Source organism: Pseudomonas caricapapayae, assembly GCF_001400735.1.
GTDB lineage: Bacteria > Pseudomonadota > Gammaproteobacteria > Pseudomonadales > Pseudomonadaceae > Aquipseudomonas > Aquipseudomonas caricapapayae.
This window is the reverse complement of the sequence record NZ_LJPW01000007.1, coordinates 1-23,055: the sequence shown is the minus strand read 5'-3', so window position 1 is coordinate 23,055 and position 23,055 is coordinate 1. Positions and strand designations below refer to the sequence as shown.

Below are 23,055 nucleotides of genomic sequence, written 5' to 3'. Positions count from 1 at the left end.
CTCATGCACCCTGCCCACCTAACCGGGCAAACGAGCTGCAGCGTGCATGTTGTAGGGACCTGTGATCCACGGCGAATAGATACAGATGTTGATTGACGCCCTGGGGAGGAAGCTCACCGCCAACCTATGAAAACGACCGGTCAGCCCTGCAATCAACAGCGGGCAACTGACCAACATCGCTAACGCCGCAAGCCGCGACCGACGCCAGCAGCGGGTCGCGGTGCACATCATCACCAAAGCATCTGGCTTGCCGGGTGCTTTGGGATGACAACCACCGAGTAAAACGTAATGGACACCACCATCGTATGTGGGGCATGGAGAGGCCACCTCGGCCGTGGTCTTGCGCCGCGAGAGTTGCAGTTTTTGTTGTCAGCCGCCCAGGGCTGCACAGCCAAGGAAATCGCCCGAACGTTCGGCATCGCGCCGGGCACGGTCGTTAAGCGGCTGTCGGTCGCCATGTTCAAGCTGGGTGTGAATCGCCAGACAGCGATGATCGCCGAGGCCATGCGCCGACAGATCATTTCCCCGCTCTGCCTGTTATTCATGTCGGTGATCGTTCTGCACGCAGTCCTGGGCGACGAATCGATGAGGCGCGAGCGCAGAGCCCCAGAGTCACGCCGGGGCGGGTACGAACAGAAGATCAGTCGTAAGGGCTCGGACAAGCTCCGGCCAGTAACAGCGATCTGCTGAGCATGATTCGCTGCCGCCCCTTAAGACTCCACTGGACGTTTAAAAGCGCCCTAAAAATGGCCTTTGTTACACTACGAATCGGTTGACCAGGTGATTCAAGTTGACCGCGAGTTTTGACATCTCACCGCATGCACTTGCTGTCTGGCTGGCACCCGCAGCACTCTGAGTTGCCAGCTCGCGAATACTGACCAGATTCCGGTCTACCTCACGGGCAACATGTGACTGCTCTTCAGATGCTGTGGCGATCATAAGGTTACGTTCATTGATTTGGATAATGGCCGTCGATATTTGATCCAGCGAGGTGCTGGCCTCTTGAGCGACGCCCAGCGATTCGGTGGCTAGGTCCCTGCTCGTATTCATCGCTTTCACCGCCTGGTCAGAGTCGCTCTGTATAGCACCTATCATCTGCTCAATTTCTTGAGTCGAAACTTGGGTGCGATGCGCCAAAGCTCTTACTTCGTCAGCAACCACAGCGAACCCACGACCTTGCTCGCCAGCCCGCGCAGCCTCAATAGCTGCGTTCAGGGCCAACAGGTTGGTTTGTTCTGCAATCGCCCGAATAACCTCGACAACCTTGGTAATGCTTTGCGCACGATCTGACAAACCCTGAATCTGCTCGCTGGTGTTTTCAACGTTACCGTTCAGCTTCTGAATAGACTTCAGTGTTTGAGCCACTCGCGCCAGACCTACCTCGGTATAGCCTTGGGTACGCTTTGACTCTTCGGAAGCAGACTCCGCGTTACGGGCTACCTCATCAACTGCAGCGCTCATTTCCGTAACCGCTGTGGCAGCTTGATTGACCTCGTCATTTTGGGCAACAAGACCACGGCTAGACTCCTCAGTGACCGCCGTCATTTCTTCCGACGCCGAGGCGAGCTGGGTAGACGAATCGGATATCTCCATTATCGTGGTGCGGAGGTTAGTCTGCATTTGCGCAAGCGCCTTCAACAGTCGCCCTGCTTCATCAGTTCCGCTGACCAATACCTCCTTGGAAAGGTCACTTGCCGCAATACGCTCTGCCACAGTTAACGCATCGTTAATCGGAGAGGTAATACTTTTCGTCAGCAATAATGCCAATCCAACCGTCAAGATGACCACGCCCGTGATAAGGCCGATTACCAGCAAAAGACCGTCGTCGTAGAGCTCAGTTGCGGTTTGTCCTGCGCTCGCTGCGCCCTTATCGTTAAAGGAGGTCAGGTCCTTGATCTGCTGCTCCATGTTGTTCGTCAAAGGGCGGATCGTTGTACTCACCTGAGTGACCGCCGCAGCTATATCCCCCTGCCTCATCAACGGCTCTAGAATATCCAGCTGTTTGGAGTAGGCATCGGCACTGTTTTTTACCGATGTGTAAAACGAACGCTCTTTATCGCTCGCTATGAGGGCGTCATAACCTGCCACCGCGTCGCTGAACGCCTTGCGATATCCAGCAAAGCTTTCGATGTTTTTCTGAATCGATTGTGGGTCAGCCAGGCCGCGCTGGGTTTCCAGCCTGAGGCGAAGGGCTGCGTTGTTCATCAAAGCGGTCTGGCGAATGCTGGCCATCCAATTGAGCTCAACGTCTTTCTCGGAGTCCCTCAGCTTGCCCATTTGCAGCACTGCGAATGCGCCTAGCACAAACACCAAAGCGATTATCAAAGCGAAAAATAGGGCAGCTCGTGGAGCTACGTTGAGATTTCTAAGGCGCATGTGAGATTCCTGCTTTCCAATGATGGCTGACATATTCAACAGGCTATCGACCCAGAGTTGGAAACTTTAAGCACATCATCAAAACGTGATGCGACCCAAAAAGCTGCGGATCGTTACTCCTGACCGCGCTCATATAATCGAATTGCGTCAGCTTGACGAAAACTGCCCGAACCCTGTCATAGCGCCAGGCTGCATCGGAATGTCGGCGGGACATGAAAAAAGCGTCTCCAGAGCAATCAGATTGTGGCGAAGCCCGGACGTCGATTGCGAAAAATGGTGCGGCCCGACATTCCAATGCAGCTTCAAGCCTGCAGCCCCCCCCCCTAAATCAAACGACCGCATCGGCAGGTGACAGGCCAGTCTCACGGCTGGGTTTGGTCACCCGCGCCTGTCATCTGGCCAATGCGGTCATGGAGACTTCTATGCATCAGACAATCACCCAGCGCCGTGCAATCCTCGAAGGCCTGCGCCAGCGCTGCAACCTTTCCACTGCCGAGTTTTACGACAAGGTCGGCCGCAAGAATCCGGCGGCTCTGCCGCGCTTCACGGTCGTGCCGAACGGCAATAACGAGTTCGGCATCGTCGAGCGCTCGACCGGCAATGTGCGTGGCGTGCATCGCGGCCACAGCGCAGCTTGCAAGGTCGCCGCCCAGCTCGAAGCCCAGCCAGTGCGTAAGTTTTCGTTCGGATCGCACATGCTGCGCTGGACTGCTGCCATCGCCACCGGCCTGGCGCTGTTCGCCCTGTACGGTGCCAGCTGATGATCAGTCCAGAGCTGAGCACGATTCAGCGCAACAAAGAGCGGTCCGCCATCCTTGAGGCTGAGGTGGCTGCGTTCCTCAAGCGCGGCGGCGTGATCGAAACCCAAAAAGGCTTTCCCTTGAAGCCCAAGGCGAAGGAATACGGCCGTATGAGTGCGCCGGTAGCGCGCCAGCCTGTACCGCGTCGGCGAACGAAAGAAGCATTGCGGGCCGCAGCGCCCCAAGACGTAATTCAAGACCGCTGCAACGCCCGGGCCGAGCAGGTCGAAGTCGTCCGCAAGCTTGCCGAGACGATGACGATCACCGATGTGATGCGCAAAACCAGCCTGAGCATCTACAGGCTTCGGAAAATGGCCCGCGTGCATGGCTTCGAATACAAAGCGTTCAGCCCGGCTTCGAACCTCATACCGTATAAGCACGATCCGGTGGCTGACGCATTGAACGTGGTCCGGATCAAAGCCGCACGCGATCGCGGCATATCGCAGAAGGCCGCCGTCGTCGAGCTCGGACTGAGTAACACGATGATCAAGCGGCTGATCCGTGAATTCAACATCGACTACCCGCTGCAAGGGCCAAGCCCGAAATGAGGCGCATGCAGTCCCGCGCCAACCATCGCCGCCGCCCTCTTCAAATCAACATCCCATCCAGTGGAATCAAGCCCCCGGAGAAAAAACCATGTCCACACCTACCGATACCACCGAATTCCTGAACGAGCTGAATGGCGGGGCCTTCGCCAGCCAGATCGGTTACGCAATTTCCGAAGTCGCCTCGGGCGTTGTCGAGCATGGCAAGGCCGGGAAACTGGTCATCACCCTGGACATGAGCCAGATCGGCGATTCCCACATGGTGAAAATCAAACACAAGCTCGACTACAAGGTGCCGACCAAGCGCGGGACCCGGAGCGAGAACACCGCGTTGGATACCCCGATGAACGTCGGCACCGGCGGCCAAGTAACGCTGTTCGCTGAAGCTCCGCACCCTGGCCAGTTGTTCGAACGCGACCAAGCACCGGTCAAGCCTCGCACCTGATCAATCGCAACAACCCTTCCTCCCCAAAGAGAGCTGACAAATGTCCCTCACGAAAGAAGCAATCCAGCTGATCACCGACACCGCGCTGATCGCAGAAGGCAAAGAGCTGAACACCGTCACGCCGACCATCGTGCTGCCAGAAGGCGCGAAGATCGTGAACCTTGAGCAATTCGGTGCAGGCCGTAGCCGCTTCCGTGGCACGTTCTCCACCAACTCCCTGGCGGACTTCGCCAAATACGTGTCCGACCGCGCAGTCGCCGACGCAAAAGGCTTCATCAATCAGGACGAAATGACCTGTTCGGTGCTGTTCAACCTGGGCAACGAGGAAGTGCCAGGCCACGCGGATGACCGCGCCGTGCTGAAGCTCAAGCCAACTGCCGCCTATCAGGCCGTGCAGGCCATCAGTGGCAAGGCCATGTCGCAGAAGGATATGAGCGACTGGATTGAAGACTGGCACAGCGCCCTGTCAGCGGTCGGTGATGACCTGCAGAACATCCCACTGGCGAAAGCCATCGCCGCCGTTCGCACGATCACGGTCAAGGCATCTTCGGAAAGCGATCACTCCGTCAGCGAAACACGCACCAGCCGCAGCGCAATGGATGCCATCGAGGCGACCAGCAAAGAAACATTGCCCACGTCGCTGATCTTCTCGGCAGTGCCGTTTGAAGGCCTGCAACAGCGCGAAATCATCCTGCGTATCTCGGTCATCACCAGCGGCGCACAACCGGTGCTGAAACTGCGCTGGGTGGGCGAGGACGTGCAGCGCGAAGAGATTGCGCAAGAGTTCAAGTCAGTGCTTGAAGCGAAGGTGGGCGATGCCGCTCAGCTGGCGCTGGGCAGTTTTGCTGCTTAAAGTTAGGTTGCCGCGCCTCAGCTCAACGTAGGGGCGCGGTAATTTTGGCGTGAATAGTGAGGCAAGTGATGTAGCTCAATCGAAATAGCTCAAGCCCTTACTTAACTTCAGTCTGAAACCGCGCCTCAGGCACATGCGGAAACGGTCTGAAAGCATCTATATTTTTGTTCAAATATGATGCGATCTCCCTTGCTTTGAACATATCAGTTCCAGGCGGAAGGTCGAAAGCTGGAGGGTTGTCTGGCAGCCCTGGAATGTCGTCATGAAACTCCATATTGAGGTAGGGCACACCTTCGCCTGACTCTTTGATCGTAAAAACTACCCGTGTCTTGTAGCTCATAACAACACTCCTCGCGGCACCATGCCGGTCACCCGTAATACCCCATCCCAAACCAAATTGCCACCACCGGACACGAATCGGTGGGGAGCCAAATAGCTAACTAGCCATTCAAGGGGTTCATCAATTTGTATGCTGTTTCAGCTCGCTCGAGATGGTAAGCAACTTGGATGACCTGAAGCTTTTCCGCATCCCCTGTCGGATTCCACTGCTCCAGACCGGAGCAAAGTTTTATCGCGAAGTCGCAACCTATCTTAAGATCCATCAGAAACATTAGCTGGATGCCCTCCAGATCATCTACAACTACCGACCTTAATGTCTCGGATAAAAGCTTCCACCTTGAATCGTTACCTTCAATCACATATTTAGAAAGCGAGGGAGTTCCATAGTCCGCGAAAGACTGTTCCAGCGCATGCTGCAGAAAACCTAAGTGAATAAAAGTATCTTGGGCTAGCCGCGCTACCAGTAGCTTTTTTTTAAGTTTCGATTGAAGTTCAGCCGCCACACGATCAGAGACAGCTCTCTTGTGCTGGATATTAACCACCATGAATGCCCCCCATACGGCTGCTATGGAACCAACTGCCTGGACCCAGGCCGCCGTTTCTGATGTGGCTCCTTTCAAAGCCAGGACCAACCCGATAAAAGCTAGAAAAAAAACACTGCAGATCACTGTGCATATCCAAAGCGTTTTTAGGACAATTTTTGAGAAGCGATTAAGTATTTCCTTGGCTGTCACGTGCAAGCTTCCGTTCTGAGTAATCGCACACCAATACCCCACTTCAACGACTCACGCCACCCCGGCGAGGATGAACCATGTCCGAAAATCAGATCGATCCCAAAAAACTCGAGCGGGCCATCCGTAAGATCAAGCACTGTCTGGCCTTGTCGCAAAGCTCGAATGAAAACGAAGCTGCTACAGCGATGCGCCAGGCGCAGGCGCTGATGCGTGAGTACCAGCTCACAGAGACAGATATGAAGCTGAGCGATGTCGGCGAGGTTGACTCGTCCATGTCGCGCGCCGAACGCCGTCCGCTGTGGGATCAGCACTTGAGCTCCGTTGTGGCCAGCGTCTTCAACTGCAAATCGTTGCGCTACCAGCACTGGTGCAGCATCAAAAAACGGCGGGTGGAGCGTGCGACGTTCGTCGGTGTCAGTCCGGCGCAGCACATCGCGCTCTATGCATACGAAACGCTGTTGGCCAAGCTCACCAAAGCGCGCAATGAATATGTCGCGGGAGTGCGATCTGGCCGCTACCGCAGTTGCTATTCCGCGCCCACCGCCGGAGACCATTTTGCAATTGCCTGGGTAGGTCAGGTGCGCCGTAAGTTGCGAGAGCTGATTCCACGCGGAGAGGAAGCCGACGCCCTCCCGCAGCATGGCGTTGGGCAAGGTTTGGTCGCCGTCGAAGCCCAGCACCAAGCGCTAATCAAGGCATACCTGGCAGACAAGCGAGTCGGGAAAGCGAGGAAGGCGCGAGAAAGCCAACTCGACCTGGATGCTCAAATCGCAGGAATGCTTGCCGGCCAGAAGGTCGATCTTCACGCAGGTCTGGCCAGCGGCGCAGAGCATGCCCCTGCCCTGTCAGCGAGCGCTTAACTCTTTCACCCTGAAGGCCTCATCAGGCAGATGCCTGGCCGGAGCATTTTTATGATCAACCTCTTCTGGCGACTGCTCGCCAAGGTACTCGCTCGCCCGGCAATCGCTGCCTGGCTCATCAACCGCGCCCAGCGCACTCCATACCTGCACATCCGGTCAGCTGATGGCCAAGAGGTGTACATGGGTCGCTGGTGGCTATTCAACGCCTACGACAGGGAAACGCACCTCGGGCGAATCCTCTGGTGCCCCTGGTCAATCCGGGTGCACCACATCATGCGGCCCGACGCCGACCGCGATCTACATGACCATCCCTGGGATGCGCGCACGGTGATCCTGCGGGGCTGGTACAGGGAGCAGCGCTTGCTGGCCACCGACGATCCCCTTCTGATCGCTGCGCTGATCAAGACTGCTGAGCTGCGCGAAAGCTTCGATGGACCGTTCCAGGCCACTGAGTACATAGACCGCCGACCGGGCGACACGGCCCAGCTCAAGCACGGCGAATACCATCGCATCGACGAAGTGTCGCCCGGCGGCGTCTACACGCTCTTCATCACCAGCCACTGGAAAGGCGACTGGGGCTTTCTGGTCAACGGCGTAAAGGTCGCTTGGCGTGAATACACAGGGGAAACATCATGAGTGATGCATCAGCCGTGCGGAGCGTGAAGATAGCTGGTCCAGGCCTCAAAGGCTCGAATTTGGACACTTACAGCATCATCCCAGCGGGTTCCGCAGACATCTTTTGCAACCACCATCATCATCAGTGTTGCAGTAGTAGCATCGACTTGGAGCAGGAGTTCGTGACATTTGAATCTATATTCTTCGGAATCGCGCATGCGTTTTGCCCAACGACGAGCCTCACCAGGAATTCCGGATTGTCATGCACGCCTGCAGCGTAGACTCCTCAGTTCACAATTAATTCAGTTAGCGGTAGGAATACGGCTACTCAAAGACGCCTGCCTTCCTTGGGCGGCTGCGCCTAACATCTCCGGTGGGCTGCGAGGAGTAAGAGTCCAACCACGATTTGGCCCAGTTCATTCCCCAATCAGAAGCCTGAGTCATTGTCTGGCCCGGACGAGAGTCAAAGGACTCTTCAAATAGCATTGTTCCATCAGGGCAGTAAATACCGATGAAGAGTCCCACTGAACCAGTGGTCGACGTCCTCACTTGGACGTTGATTGTGCCTCGATCCTGCAAACGGAAGTCGCTGGATCGGGAATGAAGGAACGGGTTTGCCCACGCCCAAAACACCTGACCTCTTATTCTCATCGCATCCCCCCCAGTGTTTAAGCGGGCGATTATGCATCCTTTGGAAACTAATACATATCCCCCAAAAAACTGAAAAACTTACGAGAATCAGCAGTCACAAAGTGAGCTACCGATGAGGACGCCGCATGCACTGCGTGGAACCCCAAATCACCTGGCGCTGAGCGGTTCCTGCTTGGCATATTCGACTCAGGCGATAGCCCATACATGCGGTGGACGCGGCGTGTGCCTACCGCACCATAAATATCAGCTCTCCCCTGTCAGTAATCGCCATGCCGTACTTGAGGCGGCCCAGGTACTGCTCGTGCATTGAGTAGACCCGGTCGTCGATGATTCTGAAAATGAGGATCCTGCCCGACCAGATGTTGCCGTCCGCACAGCGCAGACCCAGCTTGGCGTTGTAAGGCCCGTAAACCTCGTTCGTGGTTGTGGTGCATTCCATGACCATGCATCTCCTTGATGCTACTCCAGCTCCTGCTGGCTGCTTGGACGATAGCAGTGATCGGTAACACCTGCCTGATATCCCCTTTCCCTTTACAGCCTGCCGCTTCGGCGGGCGAGGTATTTTTATGACCAGTCCAAAGCACCACCTGCGCGAAGCAATCATAAATGCCCTTCCTGACATTGCCGTGCAACTCCCGCTCGACTGCGAGCTGTTCGTGATCGCTGTTCGCCCAGGCAGTGACGACTTCGACCTGGTCCTGCCTTCTCCGGAAGCGAACCTGGATAACGCTCTTGATGCACTCCGCCGAAACAGCCTGAGTATTGACGGAGACAACGCGTACAAACGCGATCTGCTGGATGCGGCATGCGGCGCGATGGGTTTTGGCTTTCAAGGCACGAATCCGCCACCTCTCGGCCATTGGGGCCAACGCTTCTATGACCTGGGCCGCGCAGAGGCTGAACTTCGCGAAGAGCTGGTTGCAGCACTCAAGCTCAACCGCGAAAACCTGCGGGCATGCCAAGCGACCATCCACCTTTGCGGCGGCTTCGATCCCGCCTACGTCAACGATGCGCAGGCGGCCATGAAAGTGGCTGACGCCGTGCTGAGCAAGACACCTCAATAACCCTTCCCTACAGAGCCTGCCGGTGATCGGCGGGCGAGGACTCCACATGCCTACCATGCAAATGGCCTACATCATCCCTGCCGCGATCACGTGCCCGAAGTGCGATTACAAGGGGCACGGCCAGCTTATTACGACCCGCGCCGTTTACTGCCCTCAATGCTTCGACGACTTCATCCGTCAGCACGTACCCGTACTGGTGCCAGACCCCGAAGGCAAGCCGTTCGATCCGAGCAGCCTAACCGTCAATCTTTAACCCCTTCCGCCGCCCAGCGCGGCCCGGAGCAATATCATGAGCAAAGTTACCCTCGACGAGTGGGCGGCAGACCAGTTCCGGACGCCGCCCAGTCTAAACACACTGCGAAAGTGGGCCCGCGAAGGCCGGATAGCGCCAGCGCCTGTGAAGCATGGCCGCAGCTATTATGTCGAAGCCGAGGCGCAATACAGCGAGCCTGAAAAACCCGCTGTCCGTATTACGGGCGGCAGCCTGATAAGCCGAATAGAGAGTGCACGTAATGGTCCCAAGGCCGCGTAACGCTGGGTCGAAAGACCTGCCGCCCAACCTTTACCGTAAAACCGATAAGCGTAACGGGCACACCTACTACACATACCGAGATCCGGTTACCGGGCGAATGTTTGGCCTGGGCAAGGACAAGGCGGCAGCAATCATGGAGGCTGTTGCCGCTAATCATGCCGATGTGCTTAAGCCGACGCTGCGAGAGCGTCTTGCCGAGCCTATTGCAGAGCAGGACCGAACATTTGCCGATTGGCTTGTTGAGTACGACCTGATCTACCCAGAAAGAGGATTGAGCTCGCATACGACTCGCAGTATCAAAAGTAGGCTCAAAGCACTCAAAGATGCATTCGGTAGCAGATACTTGCGCAGCATACGGACGATGGATATTGCTACATTCCTCGCGACCTTCACCAAGGCAGGGAAAGCGCCAATGTCCAAGGCTTTACGGTCGCTACTGCGAGATGTTTTTACCGAAGCCATTGCAGCTGGATGGTGCGACCTGAATCCGGTTGATGCGACGAAGGCGGCACGCTCAAAGGTGAAACGCTCACGCTTGAGCCTTGAGCTCTGGAAAGCTGCGCATGCGGCTACCGATAGACCTTGGCTGAAAAGAGCAATGGAGCTTGCCCTCCTAACGGGCCAGCGCAGGGATGATATTGCTTCGATGCTGTTCAAGGACGAGTACGACGGCTTCTTGCACGTCGTTCAATCAAAGACCGGCGCTCGTCTGCGGATCAGCACGGCCCTCAGACTCGAGGCGATAGACCTTGATCTGTCGAGCGTAGTGCGAATGTGCCGAGACAGGGTTTTGTCAAAGCATCTGGTCCACCACACGAGGACGGTCGCAGTTGCAAAAGCAGGGAGCCCAATAAAGCTGAGCACGTTGACTCTTGCGTTCGCTCAGGCCAGGGACAAGGGTGCCGCAGCTCTCGGAATAGACCTTGGGGAGAACCCGCCAAGCTTTCACGAAATGCGCTCGCTTGCTGCACGACTCCATTCGGCAGAAGGCCGTGATCCTCAGAAGCTGCTGGGTCACCGCAACGCAGCGATGACTGAAATGTATAAGGATGGTCGCGGGTCGGAGTGGATTGACGTAGCGTGATCCGTTTTAGGGATATATTGGGGGAGTTTTGGGGAGGATTTTATGGCCAACAAAATCAAACACTTACATCATCGTGGTGTCCCCGATTGCAACATGCCGGTCATGAATGGCTATGACATGACCACTGCAATCCGCGCCCTCGAGAGCGCCGACGACCAGCCACGCTGTCCCGTCTGGGGCTTCACGGCCAATGCGCAGCCTGACGAAATCGAGCGCTGTCGTGCAGCGGGCATGGACGACTGCCTGTTCAAACCCATCAGTCTTTCGATGCTCAGCGAACGGCTGGCAGCCATTTCACCCCTGGCGCACACGCCCCTTCCGTTCAGCCTCGACAGCGTCAGCAACCTGACCGGTAACCGGCCGGAAATGGTTGAACGCCTGCTTACACAATTACGCCAGAGCAACCACGAGGACCGGTTATTGCTGGCCAGACTGACGCCGGAAGACAATCGCGATAAAACCCGCGACCTGGCCCACAGGATCAAAGGTGCAGCGCGCATCATCAGTGCTTCGAGGCTGGTCGATGCCTGCGAGGCGCTTGAACAGGCCTGCGAACCTGGCATGCCGGATGAACAGTTGCGTCTCTGCCAACAGGTTGTCGAACTGGCAATGATAGAGCTGGAAGACGCGCTGATTCTGCAACAGGCAAAAGCTGATGACTAAAGGCGTTGCGGCGAAGGTGTAGCGAGGGGGACAGGCAGGGAAGCAGGCGTTGCCCGCTTCCCGTTACATCAGGCGGCCGGGTTGATTTCTTTTTCCGGGTACCAGACGTCGATCAGCGGGCTGACGGTGACTTCTGTCAGTTCGCTGCGGCCTTTGAGCCAGGCTTCAACAGCTGCACGCTGCTCTTCGCTGACCGAGCCACGCTTGCTCAGGCAAACCAGACCGAAGTCGTCGCCGCCCACATAACCAAGACCGTTGGCTTCCATTGCTTCTTTAAGGAAAGCGTCAAGGAAAGCGTCGATTGCCTTGTCATCCAGCTCTTGCTTGAAGTCCAGGTTCAGTTCGAAACCCAATTCCTGGAACTCGTCCACACATAGTTTTTTGCGCAGACGGCGGGAGCGGTTAGTGGCCATGGGACAATCCTCATCAATAAATATCGGGCGGCACTTTACCAGCTTGGCGATTTAAAAGCCCGACAATTACGGTCCGCAATGGACATCCGGTGTTGCGGCAGCGATGCGGACCCGATTGATAAAAAATACCGTTTACCCGCTTGCCCCCTATCACAAGCCTGCCCTGCTTGGGGCATAATGCGCATCGTTTCCTGCGTGGCATCATGTGTTACAAAAAAGCCCGCCTCGCATTCACTACTATAGTTATCACCATCGCATCGAAATAGTTACCGAGGGAATTCATCCATGCCCTCTTTTTTATTTCCCTCTTTGCAGTAGGGTTTTATTCAATGATCAAGTCGCTACGTCCATTGTTGCTCGCGTCACTCCTTTTGCCACTGGCTCTACCCTCCTACGCTGCCGTCATCAACACCACACTGCCCCCCAAGGTTCAGCAGGCTCTGAAAGCCAGCAAGCTCGGCGATGAAGCGCTCTCGCTGGTCATGTTGCCGCTTAACGGTCCAGGCACACCGACCGTGTTCAACGCCGACGTGTCGGTCAATCCGGCCTCCACCATGAAGCTGATCACGACCTACGCCGCACTCGAAATGCTCGGCCCTACCCACCAATGGAAAACCGAATTCTTCACCGACGGTACCCTGAGCAACGGCGTGCTGCGCGGCAATCTGTACCTCAAGGGCGGTGGCGATCCCAAGCTGAACATGGAAAAGCTCTGGCTGCTGATGCGTGATCTGCGCGCCAACGGGGTACAGCAAGTGACCGGGGACCTGGTACTGGACCGCAGCCATTTTGTGCAACCGCAATTGCCGGAGTTCAACGACGACGGCAATGACGATAACAAGCCGTTTCTGGTCAAGCCCGACGCGCTGATGGTCAACCTCAAGGCCTTGCGCTTCGTGACCCGCAACGACGATGGCAGGATTCTGGTTTCGGTCGAACCGCCGATTGCCAGCATTCGCATTGACAACCAGGTCAAGGCGAGCGCCTCCAGGCAATGCACCGGGGATGTCCGCTACAACCCGGTCACCCAACCTGACGGCAGCGTCAATGTGACGGTGACCGGTCAGTTGGGCAACGGTTGCAATTCGCAGACCTACCTTTCCCTGCTGGACCATCCGACCTACGCTGCAGGCGCGGTGCGGGCCATCTGGCAGGAACTGGGCGGCACCATTCAGGGCAAGGACCGGGTGGGCGTTCTGCCCGGCAATGCCAAGCTGCTGGCCAAGGCATTCTCGCCGGACCTGGTGGAAGTGATTCGCGACATCAACAAATTCAGCAATAACACCATGGCTCAGCAACTGTTCCTGAGCCTGGGCGAAGAGTTTCGCAACGAGGCTGATGGTGACGACGGCAAGGCCGCACAACGCGTCATTCGTCAGTGGCTGGCGAAAAAAGGTATCACCGCGCCGCACTTGGTCATGGAGAACGGCTCCGGGCTGTCGCGTGCAGAACGTGTCAGTGCCCGTGAAATGGCCATAATCCTGCAGGCTGCGTGGCGCAGCCCCTATGCTGCCGAATTCATGAGTTCGATGCCGCTGGCAGGTCTCGACGGCACGATGCGCAAACGCCTGAAGCGCACCCCGCTGCTGGGTGAGGCACACATCAAGACCGGCACCCTGAATACCGTCCGCGCCATTGCCGGCTTCAGCCGCGACAGCAACGGCAACACCTGGGCGGTCGTGGCGATCCTCAATGACCCGCGTCCGTTTGGCGCATCCTCGATACTGGACGAGGTGCTGGTCGATCTGTATCGACAGCCGAAACTGACCAACACTACGGTATCGATCCAGCAATAATGGGCCGAAGCAGACACTCGGCAGACCCGCTTGCAAAGCGGGTCTGTCTGCATCAGATCTGCTCGGGTTCGACGCGATCGCGGCCGGCCTGCTTGGCGGCATAGACACCCGAGTCGGCGCGCAACAGCATTGCGTCGATACCCTCGCCCGTTCGCCAGCTGGCGATCCCGAAGCTGGCCGTGACCACCTGATCGACGCCCTCGATGACCTGATTGCGCAGCCCCTCGCGCAGGCTCAAGGCCAGTTGATAGGCCTGAGAGCCGCGTGCGCCAGGGCAGATCACCATGAACTCTTCGCCCCCCAGACGACAGAACACGTCATCGCTGCGCAGACGCTGACTGATCTTTTCCGAAATCGCCTTGAGCACCTGATCGCCCGCGGCGTGCCCGAAGCGATCATTGATACGCTTGAAGTGATCGATATCGAGCATGATGACCGACAGGTTACCGCCGTGCCGATCGATCCTTTTCAGTTCAGCCTGCATCCGGTCCTGGAAATAGCGACGATTGTAGGCCCCCGTCAGCACATCGGTGACCGACAGTGCACGCAGCTCCTGTTCGACGCGCTTGAGGTCTGTGATATCCGAGACAAAGCCGTGCCATAACACGCTGCCGTCAGCCAGCCGCTCCGGCGTGGATGCAGAACGCAGCCAGCGCTGCCCCTTGCGTGGCAAATCCACCCGGTATTCTTCGCTCCAGGGGGTCAGATGCTTCGCACTGGCAAGAATCGAGCTTCTGACCCGTGTCAGGTCCGTCGGCTGGATACGTCGCAGAACAGTCTCGGCATCACCGAGCAACTGCGCGTCGTCTACTTCGAAGAGCTCGCACATGCCGGCGCTTGCGTATCTGAAACGTGCGCTGCCGTCCAAGGCCAAGTGGTATTGATAAATGCCGCCAGGCACCTGCGAGCCCAGCTTTTTCAACAATTGCCCCTGCTCGGCAAGGGCTTCGTTGACACGCTTGTGCTCAGTCACGTCGATGCACACAGCCAGATACCCGGTCCATAGCCCCTGATCGTCCCGAACGGCGGTGACCAGCATATTCACCATGAGCGTGCTGCCGTCACTGCGCTGAAGGGTCCATTCCTGCGAGGGATGATTACCGTCCTGCACAGCGTCGAGAAACATCAGACGTGAAGCGGTAATCGGCTGCCCCCGCTCCTTACTCAACACGCTCGCACGGGCCTCCAGCTCGGCCGATTGATAAAGGTCCATGAGCCGAAACTTGCCCAGTACTTCTTCCTGCGAATAACCCAGCATTTTCTGCGCGCCGACGTTGAACGTCTTGATCAGCCCGTCCAGATCGGTTGCGATAATCGCCACTTCGGTCGCTGCGTCCAGCACGCTGCGCAATTGCCCGTGTGCGGCTCTCAGCTGTTGCTCGCGCTGACGCAATTCGCGGGTACGCTGCGCCACACGCTGCAAGGCTCGCTGACGCTGGCTGATCAGGCTGTAGAGCAAAGCGCTGAGCATCAGGCTCAAAAGCCCGCCAAGCCACAGTACCCGACCCAGCATGATGGTCTGGTTGCTCTGGTTGAAGATCTCCGTAGGACGAATCTCGACCAGATAATCCCTGTCGCCCAGGCTCAGCAGGCTGCTGGCATACAGCTGATTATGTATCGCCGCGACTGGCGACTGGTAAACCTGCTCAGGCTTTGCCGGCGAGCTGAGGTCAAGCATGGTCACGGCAAGATTGTCCTGTTCCGCTGTGCCGATGCTCATCAATTGCGCCAGGCTGATGACTGCAGTGACGTAGCCCCGCAACTCCGATGGCGACTCGCCAATCGAGAACACCGGCGCTAACAGCAAAATTCCATAGGTGTCGGACGGGTCCAGCGCCAGCAGGCTGATACGAGGCGTAGCGACAATGCGCTTGAGCAAACGCGCGCGCTCGAGAGCGACATGGCGCACCGGCTCCGAGGCAATATCGAACCCTGACGGTGTGGGGATTTTGCTGAGAGTCTGAATGAACCGGACCGGAAAATACTCGCTCCGCATACCGGCGGCTTTCAAGGCACCGTTTTCATCCATCTCGCGTATGGCGTATCCGGCCGAGCCTTCCGTGCGTGCCTGCTCTTCGAAAGCAACCCGGTCGGCCGACAGCACTTTGGGGTTCCAGGCATACGCCTGGGTGCCGATCAGCAACGGCGCGACAAAGCCGTCGAACTCCGACTGTTCAACCTGATGGGAAAAAATAAAGAAACGGCACAGGGTATCCAGTCGCGTGACCTGCCGATCCAGACGTTCCTGGAGGCGGCTGAAGCGCTCCGCTGCAAGCATGTCGAAACGCTGGCGCAGTTGCCGCTGGTACAGCTCATTGTCAGCCAGCGCCAGCATGACTGTCAGTGCCGCTCCGACCATTAACGCCAAAACGGCAACCGGCCACGCCGAGAGCTGGCCATTGATGAAACTCAGAATTCTGAGCCTGAACCGTTTCGCTGTCATACACAGAAACCCATGACGCCAACATGCTGAAGCGTCAAGCTGGCTATGACTTCTGTTATAGCTATTCGCCAGTAATTTTCATAGTAAGCGATGAGCAAACCCGTACAAAACTGTTACAAGTCGCCCATCGCATGAAGGGGTCAGGCTCGCGCCATTATTTTCCAGGCGCGGTGAATCTTGCCGTTACGAGCAAAATCCGGATCGATGGTTTGTGCAGTAATATCCTCGACCGCATAACGCTGACTCAGGTTTTCATCCATCACAAACTTGCGGAAGTTATTGGAGAAGTACAACACGCCACCTGGAGCCAGGCGCGCCATGGCCAGATCGATCAGCTCGACCTGATCACGCTGCACATCAAAAATACCTTCCATACGCTTGGAGTTGGAGAACGTCGGCGGGTCGATGAAAATCAGGTCGTATTCGTCGCGGTTGGCCTGCAGCCAGGCCATCACATCACCTTGCTCCAGACGATTCTTGTCGGAAAAACCGTTCAGCGACAGGTTGCGACGCGCCCAGTCCAGATAGGTGCGGGACAGGTCGACGCTGGTGGTGCTGCGCGCGCCGCCCTTCGCGGCATGCACACTGGCGGTCGCTGTGTAGGCGAACAGATTCAGAAAGCGCTTGCCGGAAGCCTCGCGCTGGAGACGCATGCGCATCGGGCGGTGATCGAGAAACAGACCAGTGTCCAGATAATCGGTCAGATTGACCAGCAGCTTGACGCCGCCTTCGCTGACTTCCAGAAACTGGCCCTGGGCGCTTTGGCGCTCGTACTGTCTGGTGCCGCTCTGCCGCTCGCGACGCTTGATCACCACGCGGTTCTTGTCGATGTTCAGCGCCTGCGGAATGGCCGCCAACGCATCGAACAGTCGGGCCGAGGCCTTTTCCGGATCAATCGACTTGGGCGCTGCGTATTCCTGAACATGAACCCAGTCGTGATACAGATCGATCGCCAGCGAATACTCGGGCATGTCGGCGTCGTAGACACGGTAGCAATCGATCCCCTCGCGACGTACCCACTTGCCCATCAACTTGAGGTTCTTTTGCAGGCGATTGGCAAACATCTGCCCGCCTTCGCTCAGGCGCGCCTGCTCGACCACCACCGGTTCCGGCTTGATCGGGTTGCCGTTCTTGTTGAGTTTCCTCTCAACGACCTCAACCTCGACAGGGTTTTCGCGCTCGATCTGACGCTGTTCGGGCGTGCGACGCTCGCCCGTCACGAACTGGTCGGGCGTGACCTTGATCAGCAACAGTTTGCACGGCAACGCACCGTTCCAGAATGAATACTGTTTGTGACTGCGAATCCCCATCCGCTTGCCCAGGTCTGGCGCGCCAGTGAACACCGCAGCTTCCCAGTTAAGACAGGCTTGACGGAGGCGCTCGCCCAGATTCTGGTAGAGATACAGCAGGCTGGCCTCATCCCCCAGACGCTCACCGTACGGAGGGTTACAGATCACCAGACCTTTCTGGTTCTGATCCGGACGCGGTTCGAAGGTCGCAACTTCGCCCTGATAGACCTTGATCCAGTCACTCAGACCGGCCCGCTCGATGTTGTTTCGCCCTGGCTGGATAAGCCGCGGATCGGCTTCGTAGCCCCGGATCCATGCAGGCGTTTTGGCCAGACCTGCTTCTGCGCGTGCCAGCGCTTCGTCGTGCAGCTTGCGCCACAGCGCCGGAACGTGACCGAGCCAGGCAGAAAAGCCCCAGCGTTCGCGCTTGATGTTCGGGGCGATGTCGGCGGCGATCATGCCCGCCTCCACCAGAAACGTGCCGACACCGCACATAGGGTCGGCCAGCGCACCGCCCTCGGCGGCAATGCGCGGCCAGCCGGCGCGGATCAGGATCGCAGCGGCGAGGTTTTCCTTCAGCGGCGCAGCGCCTTGCTGCAGGCGATAGCCACGCTGGTGCAGGCTGTGACCGGAGAGGTCGAGGGACAGAATGGCCTCGCCTCGATCCAGACGCAGGTGCACACGCAGATCGGGGTTGATCTTGTCTACCGACGGGCGCTCGCCATCCGGTGTACGCAGCTTGTCGACGATCGCATCCTTGACCTTCAATGCACCGAAGTGGGTGTTATCAATACCCGAACCATGACCACTGAATTCCACCGCGATGGTGCCATCGGATTCGAGATGATCCTGCCACTCGACATCGAGCACGCCGTGGTACAGGTCTTCGGCGTCCTTCATCGGGAAGCGCTTGAGTACCAGCAACACGCGATTGGCCAGCCGCGACCAGAGACACAGCCGGTAAGCCGTCTCCATATCGGCAGAGCCGCGAATGGCCGAAGTATGCTCGCGGGTCTCTTGCAGACCCAGCGCCGTGGCCTCCTCGGCAAGCAGACCTTCAAGGCCTTTGGGGCAAGTGAGGAAAAGTTCGTAGCGATCCGACATGTGTATTCCAGGGCCTGAGCCGTCAGCGGCGGGCAACGCATTGCCCTGCCAGATTTGAACAGGCGTCTTTCGTGGAGAACGCCTGCGTGGCACATATGTGTGCCGGTCCACCGCATGATCCTGTCATCTCATTGCGGCAGTTTTCGGGCGTATTAGAACAGATATCTGCCGGGACGATGTTGGCAATAAAAAGACGCAATTAAAAAGTCGTGCTGAAAAAGTCACATTTCCACTGCATTCGTTACGACCCTTCGTCGCTTAAGCAGCAAAGGCACTAGGCCACCATATGAGTCTGATAAGCGATCTCACCTGGCTTGCAAACCCCCACCTCAACGGGGCTGCAGCAAAAAACGCCTCTGAAGTACAGTCACGCTTATTGCTCGACAGACCTGAATGTGACGTGCTTATGACAAAACGATCATTCACACCGACCTGGGCTTTGGTTAGAAATCGTCTCAGGTCATCTCCGCAACGGTTATGACATCAAAGGCCCGTGACGCCGGCAACGGGCCCCAACGGCAGAAGACTCTGCCCGACCTCACCACGGGGTCTCAGGGATATTACAGTCAACAGACGAGGGCATTACCCTATGAGAAGACTTAAGCGTGATCCGTTGGAAAGAGCATTTTTACGCGGATATCAATACGGCGTTCATGGTAAATCCCGTGAGCTTTGCCCTTTTACTCTACCGTCAGTACGCCAGGCATGGATCAATGGCTGGCGCGAAGGACGCGGCGACAACTGGGACGGTATGACCGGCACTGCGGGCATCCACAGACTCAACGAACTTCACGCGGTCGGATGAGGCGATTCACATAAAGACTGTCAGGCCTCTGTCGGGCCATCAACATGATTGACTGATTCACACCTGTACCATGCACGCCCGACCCGGGCGGCGGGCCAACGCCCAGGGGCTCTCTCGAGGAGCCCCTTTTTTTTACCTTCTACTTATTCAACGCGCTGCCTGGCATTGCCGCAATGGCGTCCACCGACTCTCGAATCAGCGCAGGGCCCTTGTAAATGAAACCGGAATAGATCTGCACCAGGCTGGCACCCGCAGCGATTTTCTCGGCAGCGTGCCTGCCTTCTGTGATACCGCCCGCAGCGATGATCGGCAGACGACCCGCCAGTTCAGCGGCCAGCACCTTGACGATATGCGTGCTTTTCTCCCGAACCGGCGCGCCCGATAGCCCTCCCGCTTCGTCGCCATGCGGCAATCCTTCCACGCCCTGGCGGCTGAGCGTGGTATTGGTGGCAATCACCGCATCCATGCCTGACTCTATCAATGCAGACGCCACCAGCACGGTTTCTTCATCGCTCATGTCCGGAGCAATCTTGATCGCCAGCGGCACGCGCCTGCCATGCCGTTGCGTCAGTTCCTGCTGACGCAGGCTAAGTGCCTCGAGCAGTTTTTTGAGCGAATCACCGAACTGCAGGCTGCGCAGCCCCGGCGTGTTGGGTGAACTGACGTTGACGGTGATGTAGCTGGCATGTGCGTACACCTTGTCCAGACAGATCAGGTAATCGTCCACCGCACGCTCGACGGGGGTGTCGAAGTTCTTGCCGATATTGATGCCCAGAATGCCACGATACTTTGCAGCTTCGACGCGGGACACCAGATGGTCGACCCCCAGATTGTTGAAGCCCATACGATTGATGATCGCCTCGGCGTGCGGCAGACGGAAAATGCGCGGCTTGGGGTTGCCCGGCTGGGGACGTGGCGTCACCGTGCCGATCTCGACGAAGCCGAAGCCCAGTTGCGCAAAGCCGTCGATGGCCGCACCATTTTTGTCCAGACCCGCTGCCAGCCCTACAGGGTTGGGAAAGTCCAGCCCCATGACACTCACCGGCAACTTCGCCGGGGACTTGCTCAGCAGGCCGTTGAGGCCCAGCCGTCCGCCAGCCCCGATGAGATCCAGCGACAGGTCATGAGAGGTTTCCGGGGAAAGTTTGAACAGTAACTGGCGGGCCAGGTTATACATGGCGGGATGGGCTCGTGAGCAGCTGAATTCAGGGTGGCGATTATAGACGTGTGCAGGCCCGTCAGGCGAGGCATGCGACAAACTTGTTGCCCGTTCCTCCCCGACGATGGCATATGCCTTGCTTGAAACCGCGATCGGCACTCACTCCAATGGCGGAGCGGTGCATGGACAATGGCGTCGCTTCGACACTTGCGCTGGCACTCAGCGTTATACATAAGTCCGAGAAAACCCGAAAAAGGGTTTTTCACGCTTCTGCCTGAAGGGCGCAGGGGCGACCGGGGCGGCGATCCGCCTTGTTCGCTCGTACGACCTCCGGCCAGAATCAAAACAGACTTGTATATAACGAAGAGCGCACCGGCATCGGGTCGGACGACGCCTTTTTTCTGGATGGGCTTTTTATGAAATGCTGCTATGACTGAACGAACCAGCAATGCGCTGGACTGGGTGGCCGGTAGCGATGCCCCGGAAATGAACAGCCTGGACGTGGGCTTCATGGCTCTGACCGACTGTGCTCCGCTGGTGGTCGCTGCAACCCAGGGTTTCGCCCAGCCTTACGGGCTCAGCCTGAACCTTCAACGTCAGACCTCCTGGGCCGGACTGCGCGACAGACTGGTCAGCGGACAGCTCCAGGCTGCACACAGCCTGTACGGGCTGATCTATGCTGTCGAACTGGGCATCGGCGGCGGCGCGGCGACCGACATGGCCATCCTCATGGGCCTTAACCAGAACGGCCAGTGCATCAATCTGTCCCGCGAATTGCAGCAGGCTGGCGTGACCACTCCTGAGGCACTGGACAAACGTGCGCACCAAAGCGGCTCAAGACTGACCTTCGCCCAGACCTTTCCTACCGGCAACCACGCTATGTGGCTCTACTACTGGCTCGCCAGCCAGGGTATTCATCCACTTGATGATGTGAACAGTGTCGTGGTGCCGCCCACTCAAATGGCGCAACACCTGCGGGCCGGGCGAATCGACGGTTTTTGTGTCGGCGAACCCTGGGGAGCCCGTGCAGTGCAGCAACAGCTGGGCTTCACCATGGCGACCAGCCAGGCGATCTGGCCGGACCATCCAGGCAAGGTGTTAGGCTGCACCCGCGAGTTTGTCGAGCAGAACCCCAATACGGCCAGAGCACTGATCATGGCGGTGCTGGAAGCCAGTCGTTTCATCGAGCAAAGCGATCATAACCGGCGCAGCACCGCACAATTGCTCAGCGGTGCCGATTACCTGGACACCTCGCTGGACTGCATCGAGCCGCGTCTGCTCGGCCAGTACAACGACGGCCTTGGCAACCGCTGGCAGGACCCCCACGCCGTCAGCTTCCACGACCAGGGGCAGGTCAATTATCCCTGGCTGTCCGACGGCATGTGGTTCATGACACAGTTCCGGCGCTGGGGCCTGCTGCGTGAAGACCCGGACTATCTGGCCGTCGCCAGCCGTGTCCAGCAGCTGGACCTGTACCGTCAGGCGGCTGGCGCGCTGGGCATCGACGCCCCGAGTACAACCCTGCGCAGCAGTCAGTTGATCGATGGCAGGATCTGGGACGGCAGTGATCCGGCTGGCTACGCACGTAGCTTCAAGCTCCACTCGCTGGCCGACAATGCGCCCGCAATGGCCAGTCGCTGAGGGAGAACGTGACCATGCTGCGTATCCTGCTTATCAATGACACGCCCCGAAAGGTCGGCCGCCTCAAGTCTGCCTTGGTAGAAGCCGGTTTCGAGGTGATCGACGAATCCGGGCTGACCATCGACCTGCCCGCCCGCGTCGAAGCGGTGCGCCCGGACGTCATTCTGATCGACACGGAATCACCCGGACGCGATGTGATGGAGCAAGTGGTGCTGGTCAGCCGTGACCAGCCGCGCCCCATCGTGATGTTTACCGACGAGCACGATCCGGGGGTGATGCGCCAGGCCATCAAGTCCGGGGTAAGCGCGTACATCGTCGAAGGTATCCAGGCACAGCGGCTGCAACCGATTCTGGATGTGGCGATGGCTCGCTTCGAAAGCGATCAGGCGTTGCGTGCACAACTGCATGCCCGCGACCAGCAATTGGCCGAGCGCAAGCGCATCGAACTGGCCAAGGGGCTACTGATGAAGATGAAGGATTGCAACGAGGAGGAGGCCTACACGCTGATGCGGCGGCAGGCAATGAGCCGCCAGCAGAAGCTGATTCAGGTGGCCGAGCAGATTATCGCAATGAGCGAACTGCTGGGCTGAACGAACGAAGAACGCCTGCTCGCACAGGCGTTCTTCAGGTATCACGCTGACGCGGCGTGTCAGCTCAGCCGCACATCCTTCATCGCCGGGATGTAGCCGTAGTCATACTCTTCCTGCACAAACGAGCGGTCGCCCTTCAACAGGATTCTGACCGTCGGCGCCTCGGTGCCGCCGATGCGATAGTCCTCACCCGTGGTGGGTACGCTGTCGATGAACGAGGTCACCAGACCGTTCGGCATCACGCAGTGTGAGTA

Annotated in this window: 26 protein-coding genes and 2 pseudogenes; 16 read left to right on the top strand and 12 right to left on the bottom strand. The window is 57.8% G+C overall.

The genetic code is table 11. The features are described 5' to 3' along the window. The first annotated feature begins 288 nt into the window (after positions 1–288). Entirely contained in the window at positions 289–690 is a 402-nt protein-coding gene (locus tag ALO80_RS01110; protein ID WP_055007622.1) for a helix-turn-helix domain-containing protein, read from the top strand. Between the two features lie 66 nt (positions 691–756). Here ALO80_RS01110 and ALO80_RS32395 read toward each other — a convergent pair whose 3' ends face one another. Further along, positions 757–1,545, bottom strand: a complete 789-nt coding sequence (locus ALO80_RS32395) for a methyl-accepting chemotaxis protein (RefSeq protein WP_375233319.1) — start codon at positions 1,543–1,545, stop codon at positions 757–759. Between the two features lie 66 nt (positions 1,546–1,611). Continuing rightward, positions 1,612–2,376: pseudogene (locus tag ALO80_RS32390) on the bottom strand (MCP four helix bundle domain-containing protein); the annotation flags it as partial. Between the two features lie 422 nt (positions 2,377–2,798). Between ALO80_RS32390 and ALO80_RS01100 the strand changes: the two are divergent. The 4 genes from ALO80_RS01100 to ALO80_RS01085 all read left to right on the top strand — a co-directional run bounded on the left by ALO80_RS01100 (position 2,799) and on the right by ALO80_RS01085 (position 5,019). Then, complete coding sequence (locus ALO80_RS01100) at positions 2,799–3,137, top strand: hypothetical protein (protein WP_055007620.1); 339 nt, start codon at positions 2,799–2,801, stop codon at positions 3,135–3,137. Then, positions 3,137–3,724 carry a hypothetical protein gene (locus ALO80_RS01095; protein ID WP_055007619.1) on the top strand — a complete coding sequence of 196 codons (588 nt, stop codon included), beginning with the start codon at positions 3,137–3,139 and terminating at the stop codon, positions 3,722–3,724. The genes ALO80_RS01100 and ALO80_RS01095 overlap by 1 nt, the downstream gene beginning before the upstream one ends. A gap of 88 nt (positions 3,725–3,812) precedes the next feature. Continuing rightward, positions 3,813–4,166 carry a hypothetical protein gene (locus ALO80_RS01090; protein ID WP_016567829.1) on the top strand — a complete coding sequence of 118 codons (354 nt, stop codon included), beginning with the start codon at positions 3,813–3,815 and terminating at the stop codon, positions 4,164–4,166. 40 nt (positions 4,167–4,206) lie between these two features. Further along, positions 4,207–5,019 carry a YfdQ family protein gene (locus ALO80_RS01085; protein ID WP_055007618.1) on the top strand — a complete coding sequence of 271 codons (813 nt, stop codon included), beginning with the start codon at positions 4,207–4,209 and terminating at the stop codon, positions 5,017–5,019. Between the two features lie 97 nt (positions 5,020–5,116). Here the strand turns inward: ALO80_RS01085 and ALO80_RS01080 are convergent, their stop codons facing one another. Beyond that, entirely contained in the window at positions 5,117–5,359 is a 243-nt protein-coding gene (locus ALO80_RS01080) for a hypothetical protein (protein ID WP_055007617.1), read from the bottom strand. 100 nt (positions 5,360–5,459) lie between these two features. After that, entirely contained in the window at positions 5,460–6,092 is a 633-nt protein-coding gene (locus ALO80_RS01075) for a hypothetical protein (protein WP_055007616.1), read from the bottom strand. Between the two features lie 77 nt (positions 6,093–6,169). Between ALO80_RS01075 and ALO80_RS01070 the strand changes: the two genes are divergently transcribed. Both ALO80_RS01070 and ALO80_RS01065 read left to right on the top strand, forming a co-directional pair. Continuing rightward, positions 6,170–6,952, top strand: coding sequence for a DUF2786 domain-containing protein (locus tag ALO80_RS01070; protein ID WP_055007615.1), 783 nt, complete (start codon positions 6,170–6,172; stop codon positions 6,950–6,952). 51 nt (positions 6,953–7,003) lie between these two features. After that, positions 7,004–7,588 (top strand): hypothetical protein, encoded by a 585-nt coding sequence (locus tag ALO80_RS01065; protein WP_055007614.1) that lies wholly within the window; start codon positions 7,004–7,006, stop codon positions 7,586–7,588. Between the two features lie 8 nt (positions 7,589–7,596). Here ALO80_RS01065 and ALO80_RS30365 read toward each other — a convergent pair whose 3' ends face one another. The 3 genes from ALO80_RS30365 to ALO80_RS01060 all read right to left on the bottom strand — a co-directional run bounded on the left by ALO80_RS30365 (position 7,597) and on the right by ALO80_RS01060 (position 8,663). Next, entirely contained in the window at positions 7,597–7,785 is a 189-nt protein-coding gene (locus ALO80_RS30365) for a hypothetical protein (RefSeq protein ID WP_144434192.1), read from the bottom strand. Between the two features lie 106 nt (positions 7,786–7,891). Next, positions 7,892–8,218 (bottom strand): hypothetical protein, encoded by a 327-nt coding sequence (locus tag ALO80_RS31830; RefSeq protein ID WP_083493096.1) that lies wholly within the window; start codon positions 8,216–8,218, stop codon positions 7,892–7,894. A gap of 226 nt (positions 8,219–8,444) precedes the next feature. Then, positions 8,445–8,663, bottom strand: a complete 219-nt coding sequence (locus ALO80_RS01060; protein ID WP_055007613.1) for a hypothetical protein — start codon at positions 8,661–8,663, stop codon at positions 8,445–8,447. A 121-nt stretch (positions 8,664–8,784) separates the two neighbouring features. On the opposite strand from ALO80_RS01060, the gene ALO80_RS01055 reads away from it, so the two are divergent. The 5 genes and pseudogenes from ALO80_RS01055 to ALO80_RS01035 form a co-directional block, all read left to right on the top strand. Next, positions 8,785–9,282 (top strand): hypothetical protein, encoded by a 498-nt coding sequence (locus ALO80_RS01055; RefSeq protein ID WP_055007612.1) that lies wholly within the window; start codon positions 8,785–8,787, stop codon positions 9,280–9,282. A gap of 46 nt (positions 9,283–9,328) precedes the next feature. Then, positions 9,329–9,535, top strand: a complete 207-nt coding sequence (locus ALO80_RS01050) for a hypothetical protein (protein ID WP_259638722.1) — start codon at positions 9,329–9,331, stop codon at positions 9,533–9,535. A gap of 36 nt (positions 9,536–9,571) precedes the next feature. After that, positions 9,572–9,814 carry an excisionase gene (locus ALO80_RS01045; RefSeq protein WP_055007611.1) on the top strand — a complete coding sequence of 81 codons (243 nt, stop codon included), beginning with the start codon at positions 9,572–9,574 and terminating at the stop codon, positions 9,812–9,814. After that, positions 9,795–10,898 carry a phage integrase Arm DNA-binding domain-containing protein gene (locus ALO80_RS01040; protein WP_055007610.1) on the top strand — a complete coding sequence of 368 codons (1,104 nt, stop codon included), beginning with the start codon at positions 9,795–9,797 and terminating at the stop codon, positions 10,896–10,898. The genes ALO80_RS01045 and ALO80_RS01040 overlap by 20 nt, the downstream gene beginning before the upstream one ends. 78 nt (positions 10,899–10,976) lie before the next feature. Beyond that, positions 10,977–11,561 (top strand): annotated as a pseudogene (locus tag ALO80_RS01035) (Hpt domain-containing protein); the annotation flags it as partial. Between the two features lie 68 nt (positions 11,562–11,629). Here the strand turns inward: ALO80_RS01035 and ALO80_RS01030 are convergent. Further along, positions 11,630–11,974 (bottom strand): YggL family protein, encoded by a 345-nt coding sequence (locus ALO80_RS01030; RefSeq protein WP_003346101.1) that lies wholly within the window; start codon positions 11,972–11,974, stop codon positions 11,630–11,632. 329 nt (positions 11,975–12,303) lie between these two features. Between ALO80_RS01030 and dacB the strand changes: the two genes are divergently transcribed. Continuing rightward, positions 12,304–13,770, top strand: coding sequence for a D-alanyl-D-alanine carboxypeptidase/D-alanyl-D-alanine endopeptidase (dacB, locus tag ALO80_RS01025; RefSeq protein WP_055006466.1), 1,467 nt, complete (start codon positions 12,304–12,306; stop codon positions 13,768–13,770). 52 nt (positions 13,771–13,822) lie between these two features. Here dacB and ALO80_RS01020 read toward each other — a convergent pair whose 3' ends face one another. Next, complete coding sequence (locus tag ALO80_RS01020) at positions 13,823–16,213, bottom strand: sensor domain-containing diguanylate cyclase (RefSeq protein ID WP_055007608.1); 2,391 nt, start codon at positions 16,211–16,213, stop codon at positions 13,823–13,825. Between the two features lie 140 nt (positions 16,214–16,353). Next, entirely contained in the window at positions 16,354–18,606 is a 2,253-nt protein-coding gene (rlmKL, locus tag ALO80_RS01015; protein ID WP_055007607.1) for a bifunctional 23S rRNA (guanine(2069)-N(7))-methyltransferase RlmK/23S rRNA (guanine(2445)-N(2))-methyltransferase RlmL, read from the bottom strand. A 589-nt stretch (positions 18,607–19,195) separates the two neighbouring features. Here rlmKL and rmf point away from each other — a divergent pair. Then, entirely contained in the window at positions 19,196–19,411 is a 216-nt protein-coding gene (gene rmf, locus ALO80_RS28790; protein ID WP_002553055.1) for a ribosome modulation factor, read from the top strand. A gap of 139 nt (positions 19,412–19,550) precedes the next feature. Here the strand turns inward: rmf and ALO80_RS01010 are convergent, their stop codons facing one another. Then, positions 19,551–20,588, bottom strand: coding sequence for a quinone-dependent dihydroorotate dehydrogenase (locus tag ALO80_RS01010; RefSeq protein WP_055007606.1), 1,038 nt, complete (start codon positions 20,586–20,588; stop codon positions 19,551–19,553). A 411-nt stretch (positions 20,589–20,999) separates the two neighbouring features. Between ALO80_RS01010 and ALO80_RS01005 the strand changes: the two genes are divergently transcribed. Together ALO80_RS01005 and ALO80_RS01000 are read left to right on the top strand one after the other, a co-directional pair. After that, complete coding sequence (locus tag ALO80_RS01005; RefSeq protein ID WP_055007605.1) at positions 21,000–22,211, top strand: CmpA/NrtA family ABC transporter substrate-binding protein; 1,212 nt, start codon at positions 21,000–21,002, stop codon at positions 22,209–22,211. Between the two features lie 14 nt (positions 22,212–22,225). Then, positions 22,226–22,801, top strand: coding sequence for an ANTAR domain-containing response regulator (locus tag ALO80_RS01000; RefSeq protein ID WP_054985917.1), 576 nt, complete (start codon positions 22,226–22,228; stop codon positions 22,799–22,801). A 59-nt stretch (positions 22,802–22,860) separates the two neighbouring features. On the opposite strand, the gene ALO80_RS00995 is transcribed toward ALO80_RS01000, so the two are convergent. Beyond that, positions 22,861–23,055 (bottom strand): glycoside hydrolase family 68 protein (locus ALO80_RS00995; RefSeq protein WP_174518936.1); only part of this gene is annotated, 195 nt, incomplete at its 5' end.